The sequence below is a fragment of the Serratia rubidaea genome (assembly GCF_016026735.1).
GTDB classification, from domain to species: Bacteria; Pseudomonadota; Gammaproteobacteria; order Enterobacterales; family Enterobacteriaceae; genus Serratia_B; species Serratia_B rubidaea.
Map to the genome: position 1 here is coordinate 4,396,318 of NZ_CP065640.1, position 15,704 is coordinate 4,412,021.

13 protein-coding genes are annotated in these 15,704 nt (G+C 62.1%); 3 read left to right on the forward strand and 10 right to left on the reverse strand.

What is annotated here, in order from left to right; all coding sequences use genetic code 11:
- Positions 1-122: 122 nt before the first annotated feature.
- Complete coding sequence (locus tag I6G83_RS20750; protein WP_054307274.1) at positions 123-1,541, reverse strand: aminotransferase-like domain-containing protein; 1,419 nt, start codon at positions 1,539-1,541, stop codon at positions 123-125.
- A 230-nt stretch (positions 1,542-1,771) separates the two neighbouring features.
- Between I6G83_RS20750 and I6G83_RS20755 the strand changes: the two genes are divergently transcribed.
- The 3 genes from I6G83_RS20755 to I6G83_RS20765 are packed head-to-tail and all read left to right on the forward strand — an operon-like array spanning position 1,772 to position 4,340.
- Entirely contained in the window at positions 1,772-3,175 is a 1,404-nt protein-coding gene (locus I6G83_RS20755) for a cytochrome ubiquinol oxidase subunit I (protein ID WP_015672752.1), read from the forward strand.
- A gap of 2 nt (positions 3,176-3,177) precedes the next feature.
- A complete protein-coding gene (cydB, locus tag I6G83_RS20760; protein WP_054307361.1) occupies positions 3,178-4,185 on the forward strand; it encodes a cytochrome d ubiquinol oxidase subunit II in 1,008 nt (335 codons plus the stop codon).
- On the forward strand, positions 4,185-4,340 hold the full coding sequence (locus I6G83_RS20765; protein ID WP_015672754.1) for a DUF2474 domain-containing protein: 156 nt from the start codon (positions 4,185-4,187) through the stop codon (positions 4,338-4,340). The genes cydB and I6G83_RS20765 overlap by 1 nt, the downstream gene beginning before the upstream one ends.
- A 29-nt stretch (positions 4,341-4,369) precedes the next feature.
- On the opposite strand, the gene I6G83_RS20770 is transcribed toward I6G83_RS20765, so the two are convergent.
- From I6G83_RS20770 to I6G83_RS20810, 9 genes are all read right to left on the reverse strand, one after another.
- Positions 4,370-4,639, reverse strand: a complete 270-nt coding sequence (locus I6G83_RS20770) for a hypothetical protein (protein WP_054307360.1) — start codon at positions 4,637-4,639, stop codon at positions 4,370-4,372.
- The gene (locus I6G83_RS20775) at positions 4,639-4,863 is read right to left on the reverse strand and encodes a hypothetical protein (RefSeq protein ID WP_015672756.1); all 225 of its coding nucleotides are present in this window, start codon (positions 4,861-4,863) and stop codon (positions 4,639-4,641) included. The genes I6G83_RS20770 and I6G83_RS20775 overlap by 1 nt, the downstream gene beginning before the upstream one ends.
- A gap of 185 nt (positions 4,864-5,048) precedes the next feature.
- The gene (narI, locus tag I6G83_RS20780; RefSeq protein ID WP_062778904.1) at positions 5,049-5,726 is read right to left on the reverse strand and encodes a respiratory nitrate reductase subunit gamma; all 678 of its coding nucleotides are present in this window, start codon (positions 5,724-5,726) and stop codon (positions 5,049-5,051) included.
- 2 nt (positions 5,727-5,728) lie between these two features.
- Positions 5,729-6,454 carry a nitrate reductase molybdenum cofactor assembly chaperone gene (gene narJ / locus I6G83_RS20785; RefSeq protein ID WP_054307526.1) on the reverse strand — a complete coding sequence of 242 codons (726 nt, stop codon included), beginning with the start codon at positions 6,452-6,454 and terminating at the stop codon, positions 5,729-5,731.
- The gene (narH, locus tag I6G83_RS20790; RefSeq protein ID WP_062778901.1) at positions 6,451-7,995 is read right to left on the reverse strand and encodes a nitrate reductase subunit beta; all 1,545 of its coding nucleotides are present in this window, start codon (positions 7,993-7,995) and stop codon (positions 6,451-6,453) included. The genes narJ and narH overlap by 4 nt, the downstream gene beginning before the upstream one ends.
- Positions 7,992-11,753 (reverse strand): nitrate reductase subunit alpha, encoded by a 3,762-nt coding sequence (locus I6G83_RS20795; protein ID WP_062778898.1) that lies wholly within the window; start codon positions 11,751-11,753, stop codon positions 7,992-7,994. Before I6G83_RS20795 ends, narH begins: the two co-directional genes overlap by 4 nt.
- A gap of 317 nt (positions 11,754-12,070) precedes the next feature.
- Positions 12,071-13,900: a carbohydrate-binding protein CenC gene (locus I6G83_RS20800; RefSeq protein ID WP_232238931.1), complete on the reverse strand. Its 1,830-nt coding sequence runs from the start codon at positions 13,898-13,900 to the stop codon at positions 12,071-12,073.
- Positions 13,897-14,640 carry a glycosyltransferase family 2 protein gene (locus I6G83_RS20805; protein ID WP_054307665.1) on the reverse strand — a complete coding sequence of 248 codons (744 nt, stop codon included), beginning with the start codon at positions 14,638-14,640 and terminating at the stop codon, positions 13,897-13,899. Before I6G83_RS20805 ends, I6G83_RS20800 begins: the two co-directional genes overlap by 4 nt.
- A gap of 7 nt (positions 14,641-14,647) precedes the next feature.
- The gene (locus I6G83_RS20810; protein ID WP_054307664.1) at positions 14,648-15,703 is read right to left on the reverse strand and encodes a glycosyltransferase family 4 protein; all 1,056 of its coding nucleotides are present in this window, start codon (positions 15,701-15,703) and stop codon (positions 14,648-14,650) included.
- Between the last annotated feature and the right edge of the window lies 1 nt (position 15,704).

The window sequence follows — 15,704 nt, forward strand, 5'->3', positions numbered from 1 at the left end:
AAAGTTTTGTTTTTTCTGATCGCGCTCGCAAAAAATAAGCGGCCTGACTGACGTCGGCCGCCCAACCGTGCGCCATAACGGTGCACATGCCCTATTTTGCCCCAGCGAAACGGGAGAAAAGACTAGGATTGCGGCGTCAGCTGGCGGATCAGCTCACCGAGGGTGCAGACTGCCGCCTCCAGCCGTTCGCTCCACTCAAACGAGGCGTTAAGACGGAAACAGTGGTTGAAATGGTCGCCGGTGGTAAACATGCGCCCGGGAGCAATACTGATGCCCTGCGCCAGCGCGCGCTGATACAGCGCCATCGCCGACAGGCCCGGAGGCAGCTCCAGCCATAGAAAATAGCCGCCGTCCGGCTGGCTGACGCTGACGGTCGGGGGAAAGTAATGCGCAATCGCCTGACGCATCGCGCTCTGCCGCTGCGCCAGCTGGCGGCGTAAACGCCGCAGATGGGTATCGTAACCGCCGTGCAGCAGGTAATCGGCAATCGCCATCTGCATCGGTACGCTGGCGGATACGGTGCTCATCAGCTGCAAACGCTGGATCTGCGCGGCATGCCGGCCCGCCGCCACCCAGCCCACGCGAAAGCCCGGCGCCAAACATTTGGAAAAGGACGAGCAGTGCAGCACCAGGCCGTCCGTGTCCAGCGCCTTGGCCGGCAGCGGCCGCTCGGCGCCGAAATAGAGTTCGCCGTAAACATCATCTTCAATCAACGCAATCTGCCTTTCCCGCAGCAACGCCACCAACCGCTGCTTATTGGCCTCCGGCATGCTGGCGCCCTGCGGGTTCTGGAAATGCGTCATCAGCCAGCAGGCCTTGATCGGGTACTGCGTCAGCGCCTGTTCCAGCGGCTCCAGCTCCATCCCGTGCTGCGGGTGGGTGGGGATGGCCACCGCTTTCAGCCGCAGCCGTTCCAGCGCCTGCAGCGCGCCGTAAAAAGCCGGTGACTCAATGGCCACATAGTCGCCGGGCTGCGTGACCGCCTGCAGGCTGAGGCTAAGCGACTCCATCGCCCCGGCGGTAATGACGATTTCATCCGGCGCCACCTGCATGCCGCTTAACGCATAGCGCTGCGCGATGTTGCGCCGCAGCGCGTCATTGCCCGGCGGCAGGTTAACCAGCGAGCTGTGCGGGGTAAACTTGCGCGCCACGCTGCTGAGCGCCCGCGCCAGCTTCGGCTGGGTAAACAGCGTCGCGTCCGGAAACGCCGAGCCGAACGGCACAATCTGCGGATCCTTGCAGGCCTGCAGCACGTCAAAAATAAAGGCGTTGATATCCACCTGCTCGCTCAGCAGCAGCTTTTCACCGTGCGTCGCCTGCGGCAGCGGCTGCGGCCGGGCGGCCACGTAATAGCCGGACTGTGGCCGCGCCACGATCCACCCCTGGCTCTCCAGCAGTTGATATGACTGCACCACCGTCATCAGGCTGAGTCCGGCGCGCCGGCCGCTCTCCCGCAGCGAGGGCAATTTATCGCCGGCGCGCCACACCCGGTTCTGGATCTGCTCACGGATTTGCTGCGCCAATTGTTCATATCGTGTCATAAATAGGCCAAAACAAACTGTTATAGGTAAAAGTAAAATAACTGTCACTATTATAGTCACTGTACTCCGTGTTTAACTGACCGCCAAGTTTTCTCTGCTCTCCTGCCGCGCTTCACGGACGATTTCCCCGCCGCCAGACGGCCGTCTCCGCGCACTTTTCGCCGGGAGGTCATTGAAAAAAATACGTCTATACTGAAGAGGTCACATTATGTACAACCCTAGGGGGCGCTATGCTGGGTCTTGATGCACTGGAGCTTGCCAGAATACAGTTCGCCTTCACCGTATCCTTCCATATCTTATTTCCTGCAATCACAATCGGGCTCGCCAGCTATCTGGCGGTGCTGGAAGGTTTATGGCTGAAGACACAGGATGACACCTATCGGCAGCTCTACCATTTCTGGTCGAAAATCTTTGCCGTCAACTTTGGCATGGGAGTGGTTTCCGGCCTGGTGATGGCCTATCAGTTCGGCACCAACTGGAGCTTTTTCTCCGAATTTGCCGGCAATATCACCGGACCGCTGCTGACCTATGAAGTGCTGACCGCCTTCTTCCTGGAGGCCGGCTTTCTGGGGGTGATGCTGTTCGGCTGGAACCGCGTCGGCCCCGGCCTGCACTTCTTCGCCACCTGTATGGTGGCGCTGGGCACGCTGATTTCCACTTTCTGGATCCTGGCGTCGAACAGTTGGATGCAGACCCCGCAGGGTCATGAAATCATCAACGGCCAGGTGGTGCCGGTAGAGTGGCTGAAGGTGATTTTTAACCCGTCGTTCCCTTACCGGCTGCTGCATATGTCCACCGCGGCCTTCCTGGCCTCCGCCTTCTTCGTCGGCGCCTCCGCCGCCTGGCACCTGCTGCGCGGCCGCGATACGCCGGCGATGCGCACCATGCTGTCGATGGCGATGTGGATGGCGCTGATCGTCGCCCCGATTCAGGCATTTATCGGCGATGCCCACGGTCTGAATACCCTCAAACATCAGCCGGCCAAAATCGCCGCGATTGAGGGACACTGGGAAAACGTCGCCGGTGAGGCCACGCCGTTGATCCTGTTCGGCTGGCCGGATATGGAGCGAGAAGAGACGCGCTTTAGTCTGGAGGTGCCCTATCTCGGCAGCCTGATCCTCACCCATAGCCTGACGGAGCAGATCCCGGCGCTGAAGTCCTTCCCGCCGGAAGACCGCCCCAATTCCACCATCGTATTCTGGAGCTTCCGCGTGATGGTCGCCATGGGCCTGCTGATGATTCTGGCCGGCGTCTGGAGCCTGTGGCTGCGCTGGCGCGGCGGCCTGTATCACTCCAAACCCTTCCTCTACTTCGTGCTGTGGATGGGGCCGTCGGGGTTAATCGCCCTGCTGGCGGGCTGGTTCACCACCGAGATCGGCCGTCAGCCGTGGGTGGTCTATGGCCTGCTGCGCACCAAAGACGCGGTTTCCGCCCACGGTGAACTGCATATGAGCATCAGCCTGCTGGCGTTTATCGTGGTGTACTGCTCGGTGTTCGGCGTCGGTTACGCCTATATGATGCGGCTGATCCGCAAAGGGCCGCAGCCGCATGAAGGCCAGCAGCCGGACGACACCGAAGGCCGGCCGGCACGTCCGCTGTCCGCGGTCAAAGAGCATCTGGACGACAGGAGTTGAACATGGGTATCGATCTTCCGCTTATCTGGTTTTTGATTATCGTGTTCAGCACCATGATGTACGTGGTGATGGACGGTTTCGATCTGGGCATCGGCATCCTGTTTCCGTGGGTCAAGGACAGCGGCGACCGCGACGTGATGATGAACACCGTCGCGCCGGTCTGGGACGGCAACGAAACCTGGCTGGTGCTGGGGGGCGCCGGGCTGTTCGGCGCCTTCCCGCTGGCGTATTCGGTGATCCTCGACGCGCTGGCCATTCCGCTGACGCTGATGCTGATCGGCCTGATTTTCCGCGGCGTGGCGTTTGAGTTCCGCTTCAAGGCCACCGCCGACAAGCGCCATATCTGGGATAAAGCCTTTATCGGCGGCTCGCTGCTCGCCACGTTCTGTCAGGGCATCGTGGTCGGCGCCATTCTGAACGGTTTCCCGGTGGAGAACCGCGCCTATGCCGGCGGCCCGCTCGACTGGCTGACGCCGTTCGCGCTGTTCTGCGGCCTGGGGCTGGTGGTCGCCTACGCCCTGCTCGGCTGCACCTGGCTGGTGATGAGAACCGCCGGCGAACTGCAGGCGCGCATGTACCGTCTGGCGACGCCGCTGCTGGTGATTCTGCTGGTGATTCTGGCGCTGGTCAGCATCTGGACGCCGATGGCGCACCCGGAAATCGCCGACCGCTGGTTCAGCCTGCCGAACCTGTTCTGGCTGCTGCCGGTGCCGGTTCTGGTGCTGCTGAGCGCCTGGGGCATCTGGCGCGGGGTGCATAACGACGCGCACTACTCGCCGTTTCTGCTGACGCTGCTGCTGGTGTTCCTCGGCCTGAGCGGGCTGGGCATCAGCATCTGGCCGCTGCTGATCCCGCCGTCCATCAGCCTGTGGGAAGCGGCGTCGCCGATGCAGAGCCAGGGCTTTATGCTGGTGGGCGCGCTGTTCATCATCCCGATTATTCTGGTCTACACCTTCTGGAGCTACTACGTGTTCCGCGGCAAGGTGAGCCATGAACAGGGCTACCACTGATGAAGGAGGCGACGATGAAACAGAAAGACGCCGCCCCTTGGTGGAAACGCGTCGGCTGGCTGGTGATTATCTGGAGCGCCAGCGTACTGGGGCTGTTTGTGGTGGCGACGATCTTCCGCATGCTGATGACCGCGGCGGGGATGAAATCGCACTGAAGGTCAACTGACCGCCTGCGCCGCCCGCCTTACCGGCCGGCGGCGCCGTTCGGAAAATAAAACGACACCACCAGCGTCACCAGCGGCAGCGCGCCGATTTTCAGCAGTTCAAACACCTGCCGCAGCGGCTGATTGTCACCCCAGTAGGCGTGGGCGGCAAAGACGCCGACGCTAATCACAAACAGACCGCTCAGCACCTGTCTGGCCAGACGCAAACGCTCCATTTCGTCAAACGTCGCCGTCGCGTCGAGGTACAGCGCGCCGACGTCCACCAGCTTCTCCCGCCGTGGAGCCCCCATTAAAACAACCCCTGCACCTTGCCGATCACCTCCAGTTCGCCGCCTTCGGTGTCGCGCACCACGGCAAGCGTGGTGCCGTCCTGTCTTATCCAGTGGTGATCGGCCAGCGCCAGTAATGAAAAGGCTTTCACAATCACCTCCGTTTTGGCTAATCCATGGCGGGCGGCCATAGCGTTTAAACTGTCGTCAATTTCATTGGATACCAGTAAGGGCAAGCGACGCATGTTCCACCTCCTGTGGCCTGAGTTAAGGTGGAGAGACTGTAGCGCCATTGGCGTTACTGTTCAATTAGTGAACTGCGTAACGCGTCGCAGATGCGGCAGGTTTTCCGCGGAAAATCATCGGGAGGCGACGAGGAAGGAACTGTAAATCCGCGCCGGCGAACCATCAGCCGGCGCGGAGAGCAGGATTAACGACGGTTACGCACCAGCTGATAGCGGCGGGTCAGGTACTCCACCGGCGCGCTCCAGATATGCACCAGGCGGCAGAACGGGAACAGCACGAACAGCGTCATCCCCAGCACCATATGCAGCCTGAAAATCAGCGCCACGCCGTCAAGATGCTGTGACGCGCCGCCCTGGAAGGTGACCACCGCCTGCGCCCAGCCCACCAGCTTCATCATTTCGCTGCCGTCCATATGCTGGGCGGAGAACGGAATGGTCAGCAGGCCCAGACACACCTGCACCACCAACAGCGTCAGGATCAGGATATCGGCAACGCTGCTGGTCGCCCGCACCCGCGGATTGGTCAGACGACGTTTGAGCAGCAGCGCCCCGCCCGCCAACGTCATCAGCCCGCAGATACCGCCGGCGATCATCGCCAGCTTCTGCTTCACGTCGATCGGTAAAAACGCCTGATACATCCAGTGCGGCGTCAGCATGCCGAACAGGTGACCAAAGAAGATCCCCAGAATGCCGATATGGAACAGGTTGGAAGCCAGCCGCATGCCCTTTTTATCCAGCATCTGGCTGGAGCCGGCGCGCCAGCTGTACTGGCCGTAATCGTAACGCAGCCAGCTGCCGACCAGAAAAATCGTCCCCGCCAGATACGGATAGATATCGAAGAAAAACTGATTCAGAAATTGCATGATTAGCGTCCTTTGGTTCCGGTTAACGCATCCGACAGGTCCAGGTACTGCGGCGCCACCGCGCCGGCAAAACGCCGCTGATGCGCGGTCTGCTGCGCGGAGGCGCAGCCCTGCGGTTCACCGAGAAACTTAATCTGTTCCTCTTCCCATACCGCATCCAGCGCCTGCGGCGTATCGTCGCGCGCCTCTGCGGCCACCTGCTGCTTCAGCGCCTGCGCCTGAATATCGCTGCCGGACAGCGCCAGCAAGATGTCAAACAGCACGCCGTATGCGCAGCCGCGCTGGTGTAAGCGCGCCCCCAGCAGCGCCAGGATCGGCGCGATGTCCTGCAGCCCTTCGCACGCCGCTTCATCGCTGCGGCTGGCGAGATACTCCAGATACAGCGGCAGGAAGTCCGGCAGCTCGCGGCTGTCAATCTGCAGCCCGTCGGCGCGGTATTGCGCCATCAGGTCGACCATCGCCTGCCCGCGATCGCGCGATTCGCCATGCACATGTTCAAACAGCAGCAGCGAAGTGGCGCGTCCGCGGTCAAACCGTTCGCAGTAATCGGCCTGCGCGTCCAGCAGCGGGCGGGCGCACAGATCGCGGATAAACTGCATCAGCAACGCGCTGTAGTGCAGATCCAGCTCGCAGGCCGGCTCCAGCGCCGCCAGCAGCTCATCCTGATGCTCCCACAGCGCCTGGTCCGGGTAGTCCAACAGGCGGGCGATAATCCGTAACGTCATCATGAGGCATCCTCCTGACGCGCGGTTTTCTGCGTCACGTCAATCGCGTCGATGCGGCGGCTGTTGAACAGGTTGAACTTGCCGTCGCTGCCGTGGCAGCCGTCGCCAAAACTGAAACCGCAGCCCTTACTTTCCGGGAACGCCTCGCGCGCCAGCTCACGGTGGCTGGACGGCACCACAAAGCGGTCCTCGTAGTTGGCGATTGCCAGATAGCGGTACATCTCCTGCGCCTGCGCCTCGCTCAGGCCGACCTCTTCCAGCGCGCGGGTGTCCGTCACGCCGTCCACGCTTTCGGCGCGCTTGTAGTGGCGCATCGCCAGCATGCGTTTCAGCGCCAACAGCACCGGCGCGGTATCGCCGGCGGTCAGCAGGTTCGCCAGGTACTGCACCGGGATGCGCAGGCTGTCGACGTCCGGCAGCACGCCGTTGTGCGCCAGCTCGCCGGCATCCGCCGCCGACTGAATCGGCGACAGCGGCGGCACGTACCACACCATCGGCAAGGTGCGGTATTCCGGGTGCAGCGGCAGCGCCAGCTTCCAGTCCATCGCCATTTTGTACACCGGCGACTGCTGCGCGGCGTCGATCACGCTCTGCGGCACGCCGTCCGCCAGCGCCTGGGCAATCACCGCCGGATCGTGCGGATCCAGGAAGATGTCCAGCTGGCTCTGATACAGATCCTGCGCGTTTTCCGTCGACGCCGCCTGTTCGATGCGGTCGGCGTCATACAGCAGCACGCCGAGGTAGCGAATACGTCCGACGCAGGTTTCCGAGCAGACGGTCGGCTGGCCGGCCTCGATGCGCGGATAGCAGAAAATGCACTTCTCCGATTTGCCGCTCTTCCAGTTAAAGTAGATTTTCTTGTACGGGCAGCCGGTCAGGCACATGCGCCAGCCGCGGCACTTGTCCTGGTCGATCAGCACAATGCCGTCTTCGCCGCGTTTGTAAATGGCGCCGCTCGGACAGGTCGCCACGCACGCCGGGTTCAGGCAGTGCTCGCACAGGCGCGGCAGATACATCATGAAGGTGTTCTCAAACTGGCCGTACATCGCCTTTTGCATATTGGCGAAGTTCTGATCCTGCGAACGCTTTGCAAACTCGCCGCCGAGGATCTCTTCCCAGTTCGGGCCGTTTTCGATTTTCTTCATACGTTGGCCGGTAATCAGCGAGCGCGGCCGGGCGATCGGCTGCTGTTTGCCCTGCGGCGCGGTATGCAGATGCTGATAGTCGTAATCAAACGGTTCGTAGTAATCATCCAGCGCCGGCACGTGCGGGTTGGCGAAGATTTTCGACAGCACGCCGACGCGGTTGCCCATGCGCGGCTCCGGCTTACCGTTGATTTTGCGGATCCAGCCGCCCTGCCATTTCTCCTGATCTTCCCAGGCGTGCGGATAGCCGACGCCCGGTTTGCTTTCCACGTTGTTGAACCAGGCGTACTCCACGCCTTCGCGGCTGGTCCAGACGTTCTTACAGGTGACCGAACAGGTATGGCAACCGATGCATTTGTCCAGATTCAGCACCATGCCGACTTGCGAACGAATTTTCATTTGGCTTTCTCCTGCTGGCTGCCCTGGGTGTCGTCGTTACCTTCGCCGTCCAACCAGTCGATACGGTTCATTTTGCGCACCACCACAAACTCATCGCGGTTGGAGCCGACGGTGCCGTAATAGTTGAAGCCATAGCTCAGCTGCGCATAGCCGCCGATCATGTGCGTCGGTTTCGGGCAGACGCGGGTGACCGAGTTATGGATGCCGCCGCGCTGGCTGGTGATTTCCGAGCCCGGAATATTCACGATGCGCTCCTGGGCGTGGTACATCATGGTCATGCCGGCCGGAATGCGCTGGCTGACCACCGCGCGGGCGGTCAGCGCGCCGTTGGCGTTGAACGCCTCAATCCAGTCGTTATCGGCAATGCCCAGCTCGGTGGCGTCCTCTTCGCTCATCCAGACGATCGGCCCGCCGCGCGACAGCGTCAGCATCAGCAGGTTGTCGCTGTAGGTCGAGTGGATGCCCCATTTCTGGTGCGGCGTCAGGAAGTTGAGCGCCTTCTCCCGGTTGCCGTTCGGCTGTCGGTTCAGCAGCGGCTGCGCGGCACGGGTATCGATCGGCGGACGGTACACCAGCAGGCTCTCGCCAAAGGCGCGCATCCACTCGTGATCCTGATACAGCTGCTGGCGGCCGCTGAGGGTGCGCCACGGGATCAGCTCATGTACGTTGGTGTAGCAGGCGTTGTAGGACACGTGCTCATCTTCCAGGCCGGACCAGGTCGGGCTGGAGATGATCTTGCGCGGCTGGGCCTGAATATCGCGGAAGCGGATTTTTTCATCTTCCTTGTTCAACGCCAGATGGGTGTGATCGCGGCCGGTGACGTTGCTGAGCGCCTGCCAGGCTTTTACCGCCACCTGGCCGTTGGTTTCCGGCGCCAGCGACAAAATCACTTCCGCCGCGTCGATCGCGCTGTCGATCTTCGGCCGGCCGGCGGCCGGGCCGTCGGCCTTGACGTAGTTCAGCTGTTTGAGGAAATCGACCTCATTCTGGGTGTTCCAGCTGATGCCCTTACCGCCGTTGCCCAGCTTATCCAGCAGCGGCCCCAGCGAGGTAAAGCGCTCATAGGTGGCCGGGTAGTCGCGCTCGACGAGCATAATATGCGGCGCGGTTTTCCCCGGGATCAGATCGCATTCGCCCTTTTTCCAGTCCTGCACGCCCAGCGGCTGCGCCAGCTCAGCGGCGGAGTCATGCTGGATCGGCAGCGTCACTACGTCGGTTTCCTGGCCCAGATGGCCGACGCACACCTCGGAAAAGGCCTTGGCGATGCCCTTGTAAATTTCCCAGTCGCTTTTCGACTCCCAGGCCGGATCGACCGCCGCCGACAGCGGATGAATAAACGGATGCATATCCGAAGTATTCATATCGTCCTTCTCATACCAGGTGGCGGTCGGCAGTACGATATCGGAATAGAGACAGGTGCTGGACATGCGGAAATCGAGCGTCACCACTAGATCCAGCTTGCCTTCGCCGCCACGATCCTGCCACTCCACTTCCTGCGGTTTAACGCCGCCCTGCTGCCCCAGATCGCTCCCCTGAATGCCGTTTTCCGTTCCCAGCAGGTACTTGAGCAGATACTCATGGCCTTTGCCGGAGGAGCCCAGCAGGTTGGAGCGCCAGACGAACAGGTTGCGCGGGAAGTTCTGCGGATTGTCCGGCTGTTCCGCGGCAAAGCGCAGCGCCCCCTGTTTCAGGCTGTCCACGGTGTAATCCAGCGGCGACTGCCCGGCCGCGGCCGCCTGTGCGGCGATATGCAGCGGGTTGGTATTGAGCTGCGGTGCGGACGGCAGCCAGCCCATACGTTCAGCACGCACGTTAAGGTCGATCAGGCTGCCGCTGAAGCGGGATTTTTCCGCCAGCGGCGACAGCAGCTCCTCGGTACCGACGGTTTCATAACGCCACTGGCTGGAGTGGTTGTAGAAGAATGAGGTGCCGTTCATCTGGCGCGGCGGGCGCTGCCAGTCAAGGCCGAACGCCAGCGGCTGCCAGCCGGTTTGCGGACGCAGCTTTTCCTGGCCGACGTAGTGCGCCCAGCCGCCGCCGCTCTGGCCGACGCAGCCGCAGAAGATCAGCATATTGATCAGGCCGCGGTAGTTCATATCCATGTGGTACCAGTGGTTCATCCCGGCGCCGACGATAATCATGGAACGGCCGTGGGTTTTCTCGGCGTTGTCGGCAAATTCGCGCGCAATACGGATGATATGCTGGCGGGAAACGCCGGTAATCTGCTCCGCCCAGGCCGGCGAATAGGCCTTGACGTCGTCGTAGTCGACGGCGCAGTTGGCGTCGTCCAGCCCGCGATCGAGGCCGTAGTTGGCCAACGTCAGATCGTAAACGCTGGCCACCAGCGCTTCGCTGCCGTCCGCCAGCTGCAGCCGCTTAACCGGCAGCTGATGGCGCAACACCTGCTCCAGCGCTACGCTGCTGAAGTGTTCGCTTTCCGCGCCGCCGAAATACGGGAAGCCGACCTCGGCCACCTCATCGTGCGAACCCAGCAGACTCAGCTGCAGCTCAACCTCCTGCTGCCCCTGGCCGGCGCGCTGCTCCAGGTTCCATTTGCCCTGCTCACCCCAGCGGAAGCCAATCGAGCCCTGCGGCGCCACCAGTTGGCCGCTTTTCTCATCCAGCGCAACGGTTTTCCATTCCGGATTGTTGTCCTGCCCCAGCGCGTCCACCAGATCGCTGGCGCGCAGCATCCGGCCGGCGGCGTAATAGCCCTCGGCGCGCGGCTCCAGCAGCACCAGCATCGGCATATCGGTATAGCGGCGCACGTAATCGCGGAAGTAGCCGACCTGACGATCCAGATGGAACTCCTTCAACATCACATGGCCCATCGCCAGCGCCATCGCGCTGTCGGTGCCCTGCTTCGGATTCAGCCACTGGTCGCAGAGTTTGGCCACTTCGGCGTAGTCCGGCGTCACCGCCACGGTTTTGGTGCCCTTGTAGCGCACCTCGGTAAAGAAGTGGGCGTCCGGCGTGCGGGTCTGCGGTACGTTGGAGCCCCAGGCGATAATGTAGGAGGAGTTGTACCAGTCGGCGGATTCCGGCACGTCGGTCTGCTCGCCCCAGGTCATCGGCGACGCCGGCGGCAGGTCGCAATACCAGTCGTAGAAGCTCAGGCAGGTGCCGCCGATCAGCGACAGATAACGCGCGCCGGAGGCGTAAGACACCATCGACATTGCCGGAATCGGCGAGAAGCCGATAATGCGGTCCGGGCCGAAGGTTTTTGCGGTGTAGACGTTGGAGGCGGCGATCAGCTCATTCACCTCCTGCCAGCTGGAACGCACAAAACCGCCGCGCCCGCGGGCGATTTTATAGCTCTTGGCCTTGTCCGGATCGCTGACGATAGCGCCCCAGGCCTCAACCGGATCGCTGTGCTGCGCCTTGGCTTCACGCCACAGCTTCAGCAGGCGTTTACGCATCAGCGGATACTTCAGGCGGTTGGCGCTGTAGAGATACCAGGAGTAGCTGGCGCCGCGCGGGCAGCCGCGCGGTTCATGGTTCGGCAGATCGGGGCGGGTGCGCGGGTAATCGGTTTGCTGGGTTTCCCAGGTCACCAGGCCATTTTTCACGTAGATCTTCCAGCTGCACGAACCGGTGCAGTTAACACCATGGGTCGAACGCACGATTTTGTCGTGCTGCCAACGGCTGCGGTAGCCGTCTTCCCAGTCTCGGTTGCTGTTAAGCGTCTGGCCGTGTTCGCCAGAAAACGGTTCCGCCAGCTGCTTAAAATAGCGGAACCGGTCTAAAAACTTGCTCATCCGGAGTTCTCCTGAAGGCTCTTATCGTTATTTTCCCTTACTGCCCGGCGGCTGCGCCGGCGGTTCGGGTCTAGGGTCGTCGCGACGTAGGTCACTGCTCACTCTGCGGCCAAGGCTACTGATGCAGCGGCGGCGGCAAATTGATTGAAATCAACGCAACGCCATGCGAAAAACGCGCGCATGCACGCCAGTACCCCTTTCGGATAAGCACAGGAAAAGATGTTTGTTGTTGATTTAAAAACAGAAATTAAAATCGCCGGCCCCAATGCACAAAGTGCGCGCTGCTGCCGGCTATTTGGGGGTACCTCTGCGCGACGTTAACGCTGCAACGGCAGGTGGATGGCGCCAAACGGCGGCAACGACATCGTCAGCGTGCGCTCTGTCTGATGATGCCAGCCATCCGGCAGCGTCAGGCGCAGCGTCACCGTGCGCGCCTCGGGATTGGCGGCCAGCAGCAGCGCGCTGTCGCCGCGCACAAAGATCCGCGCCGCCGCGGGGCCTTCGAGCTGTAACGTTACACCGTCACCGGTAAGCAGATAGGGGCTGAAACTGCTGATCTGCCGCGCGACGCGCGCAATGCCGCGCCACTGTGCTGCAAACGCGGCGCGTTCAAAACGTCCGCGCTGCTGCTGATAAAACAGGTCGTTGTAGGAGTAAAACAGCAGCCCGCGCGCGCCGCCGATCAGCGCCAGCCAGGCCTGGGCGCGGACTTCATCTTCCGTCGGCGCCCGCGCCTGACGGCGGCTGTCGTAAGCGGCGTGATCCATAATCTGAATCACCATCCAGGCGCCCTTCACCCCGCGCGCTGCGCGCACGGTCTGCAACGTATCATGCAGGGTGCGGCGCAGATGCGGCTCCGAACCGACCGGATAGGGATCGGTCGCCAAAATATCCGTGCTGTTGTAATAGTCGTCCAGCGCGGCAGTTTTGTTCAGCACCTGAAACGTCGGATGGTGACGGTCAAGCCGCTGCACCTGCTGGTGCCTGGCGGCAATCTGCGGCAAAAACTCCAGCCCCAGCTCATCGTTGATATACCAGGCCAATAAATTAGGCTGATTTTTCAGCCGGTTAATCTGAGTAGCGGCCAGTGCCGCATAGCTGCCGCGCGTCGCCGGCGCAAAACGGCTGCCGGCATACAGATCTTTGATGGCGTAAATCACCTGCAGCCCGTGACGCCGGCTGCGGCGGAAAAAACCGTCGGCGTCCTTGCCAAGACCATAGCGATAATTGAGCACGCTGTTGAAACCGGCGGCGGCGATGCGCGCCAAATCGTCATCGCCGTCGCGGGTGGAGTATATCCCCAGCGGAAACAGCCGCTCGCCGTGGCGACGGGTAAAGCCCTGCCCGTCAATCGTCACCGCCGGCGTCGGCTGGCCGATATCCAGCGCAATTTCACTGCTGCGCCGCCGTCCGGTCGCCGCCTCGGTCACCTGCTGCCGCAGACGGTATTCCCCCGGCGGCAGCGGCGGCGGCGTATAGGTCAGCCACTGACGATCGGCGATATAGCGCCGCCGCTTCGTCTGGTCGATCACCTTGCGCTGCCGGTCGAGCAGCACGCTGCTGACCGTCACCCACTGCGGCTGCGGCGTTTCAATCAGCGTGCGGCCGTTTGCCGGATAGAGAGTCGCCTGGGGCGGCAGCGCACAGGCGTAAACGTCGTCAAACCACGCCGTGCCGGTGGTGCCGCGCCGCAGGTATAACCCCAGCGTCACCCGCGCCGCCCGCTGCGGGACGCGGTACCGGGCCGAGATTGGTCGCCAGTCGCTGTCGCCGACGATCCCCGCCGGGTAACGGCCCTCCAGAAAGCGCCCCTGCGCATCAAAACTCTGGATATACACGCTGGCGCCGCGATCCTGCGGCGGCCCCTGCAGCCCGCGCCCTTTCAGCCAGGCGCCGAACGCGATCGTCTGGCCGGGCTGCGCCGCGATGGTCTGACTGAAGGTGCGGTAGCGGGCGTCATCCGGATTGTGATAACGCAGACTGGCCGCGCCGCCGTGCGCCACGCTATCCGGCCCGGCGCCTGCGCCGCGCCAGCCCTGCTGCCCCTGTTCAAAACCGGGGTTGTGCAACAGATTCGGCGCGCAATCCTGCGGCGGCATAGCGTGCAGCAGCGCGGCGGCGGCGATCGCCGGCATCAGGCCGCTCACTGGCGTTTCATCGCCGCGTTCAGCAGATAGGCAAAGAACAGATAGCAGGATTTCTGGTATGACAGCCCCAGATACTGGCGGTAAATCTTCCACTGCCAGTCCGCCGCCTGCAGTTTGTTGCCGGACAGGGAGTGGTTGGAAAGCCGGTAAAACGCCAGCGGCTCCGGTACGCAGTACGCCAGACCGTTGTACGCCCGCTCCAGCACCGCCAGCCACATCAGGTAATCTTCGTGGCCGACCGCTTGCTGATACACCTTGCCGGTGCGCCGCTGATTATAGATACCGGTCAGATTGCCGATGCGGTTGCTGCGAAGCATCGCCGCATAGTCGATAATCTCCGCCGCGCCGCGATAGTTCTTCACCTGATGCAGGTCCTGTTCGAAGGTGTAGTAATGCGAACACACCACGTCATAACGGCCGGACTGCAAAATTTCCACCTGGCGCGCCAGCTTATTGCTCAGCCAGACGTCATCACTGTCGCAAAACGCCAGATAGTCACCGCGCGCCATCTCGATACCGATGTTGCGCGTGGCTGCCACGCCCAGATTGCGCGGGTTGCGGACATAGGTCACGCGATCGTGCTTCATCGACGCCACGATCTCCGCCGTCTCATCGCTGGAGGCGTCATCAATCACGTACAGCTGAAAATCATTGAAACTCTGGTTGAGCACGCCCAGAATCGACGCCTTGATGGAGGCCGCCGCGTTATAGGCCGGCATAATGACTGATACTTTTTCCATATATTCCTCACGTGATAATCCGTTGCCACTCAGGGTAAATGCGCGCCGGCGTAAAGCGCTGCGCCTGCTGCCAGGAAGCCTGCGCAAAGCGCTGCCGCAGCGCGTGATCCATAATCAGCGCCATCACCCGCTCGCAAAACTGCGGGCGATCGCCGTCCGGCACCAGGTAACCGTTAACGCCGGACGTTATCAGCTCCGCCGGTCCGGTCGGACAGTCGTAAGCCACCAGCGGCAGGCCGAAGCTCAACGCCTCGATCAGCACCATCGGCAGCCCTTCATAACGCGACGTCATCAGGTACACGCTGGCCTGGCGGTAATAGCTCGCCACGTCCTGCGTCGCCGGCAGCAAAGTAACCTGATGCTCCAGCCCGGCCTGCGCTATCTGCAGTTGCAGCGCCGGCCGCGCCGGACCGTCGCCGACGATCAACAATTGCCACGACGGCGCCAGCCGGGCGATCTGTCGCCAGGCGTCGATCAGCCGATCAAATCCCTTCTGTTCGGTAAGTCGGCCAATCGCCAGCGCGACATTACGCCGCTGGCTGCCGTCGAGCGGCTGCGATGCAAACGGCGAAACGTTTTCTATCACCAGGCATTTTTCCGGCCGGATCCAGCGGCTTATCCGCGCGCGATCCTGCTGCGTCAGCAAAATCACCCGGTCGGCCAGGGCATATACCAGCAGCTTCAGCCAGCGCATCGGCCATGGATACTGCTGAAAACTGACGTGTTCACTGAGCAGTAGCCGGCCATCGGGGCACAGCAAACGCAGATAGGGCGTCATCACCACCGACAGCCGCCCCATCGAGACGATAATGATGGCGTCGTAACGTTCCCTGCGCAGCGTCCAGGCCAGGCGCCACGGCCAAAACGGCGCGCGGTCGTCCAGCAGGCGCAGCGTCACCGCCGGCGTCAGCGGAAAAAAGGCCGGTTCACCGCCGAGGGAAAACAGCGTTACCTGCGCGCCGCTGTCGTCGGCCAGCGCATTGGCCAATCCGCTGGCGACGCGTTCGGTGCCGCCTTTCCCGGCGATGTTTTCAATCACAATGGCAACATTGCGCGGCGTCATC

Coding starts and splice junctions, on each gene's coding strand:
- cydB (WP_054307361.1), top strand. CDS start 3,178: ATGGGTATCGATCTTCCGCTTATCTGGTTTTTGATTATCGTGTTCAGC.
- narJ (WP_054307526.1), bottom strand. CDS start 6,454: ATGATGACGTTACGGATTATCGCCCGCCTGTTGGACTACCCGGACCAG.
- I6G83_RS20750 (WP_054307274.1), bottom strand. CDS start 1,541: ATGACACGATATGAACAATTGGCGCAGCAAATCCGTGAGCAGATCCAG.
- I6G83_RS20770 (WP_054307360.1), bottom strand. CDS start 4,639: ATGGGGGCTCCACGGCGGGAGAAGCTGGTGGACGTCGGCGCGCTGTAC.
- I6G83_RS20765 (WP_015672754.1), top strand. CDS start 4,185: ATGAAGGAGGCGACGATGAAACAGAAAGACGCCGCCCCTTGGTGGAAA.
- I6G83_RS20805 (WP_054307665.1), bottom strand. CDS start 14,640: ATGGAAAAAGTATCAGTCATTATGCCGGCCTATAACGCGGCGGCCTCC.
- narH (WP_062778901.1), bottom strand. CDS start 7,995: ATGAAAATTCGTTCGCAAGTCGGCATGGTGCTGAATCTGGACAAATGC.
- I6G83_RS20810 (WP_054307664.1), bottom strand. CDS start 15,703: ATGACGCCGCGCAATGTTGCCATTGTGATTGAAAACATCGCCGGGAAA.
- I6G83_RS20795 (WP_062778898.1), bottom strand. CDS start 11,753: ATGAGCAAGTTTTTAGACCGGTTCCGCTATTTTAAGCAGCTGGCGGAA.
- narI (WP_062778904.1), bottom strand. CDS start 5,726: ATGCAATTTCTGAATCAGTTTTTCTTCGATATCTATCCGTATCTGGCG.
- I6G83_RS20755 (WP_015672752.1), top strand. CDS start 1,772: ATGCTGGGTCTTGATGCACTGGAGCTTGCCAGAATACAGTTCGCCTTC.
- I6G83_RS20775 (WP_015672756.1), bottom strand. CDS start 4,863: ATGCGTCGCTTGCCCTTACTGGTATCCAATGAAATTGACGACAGTTTA.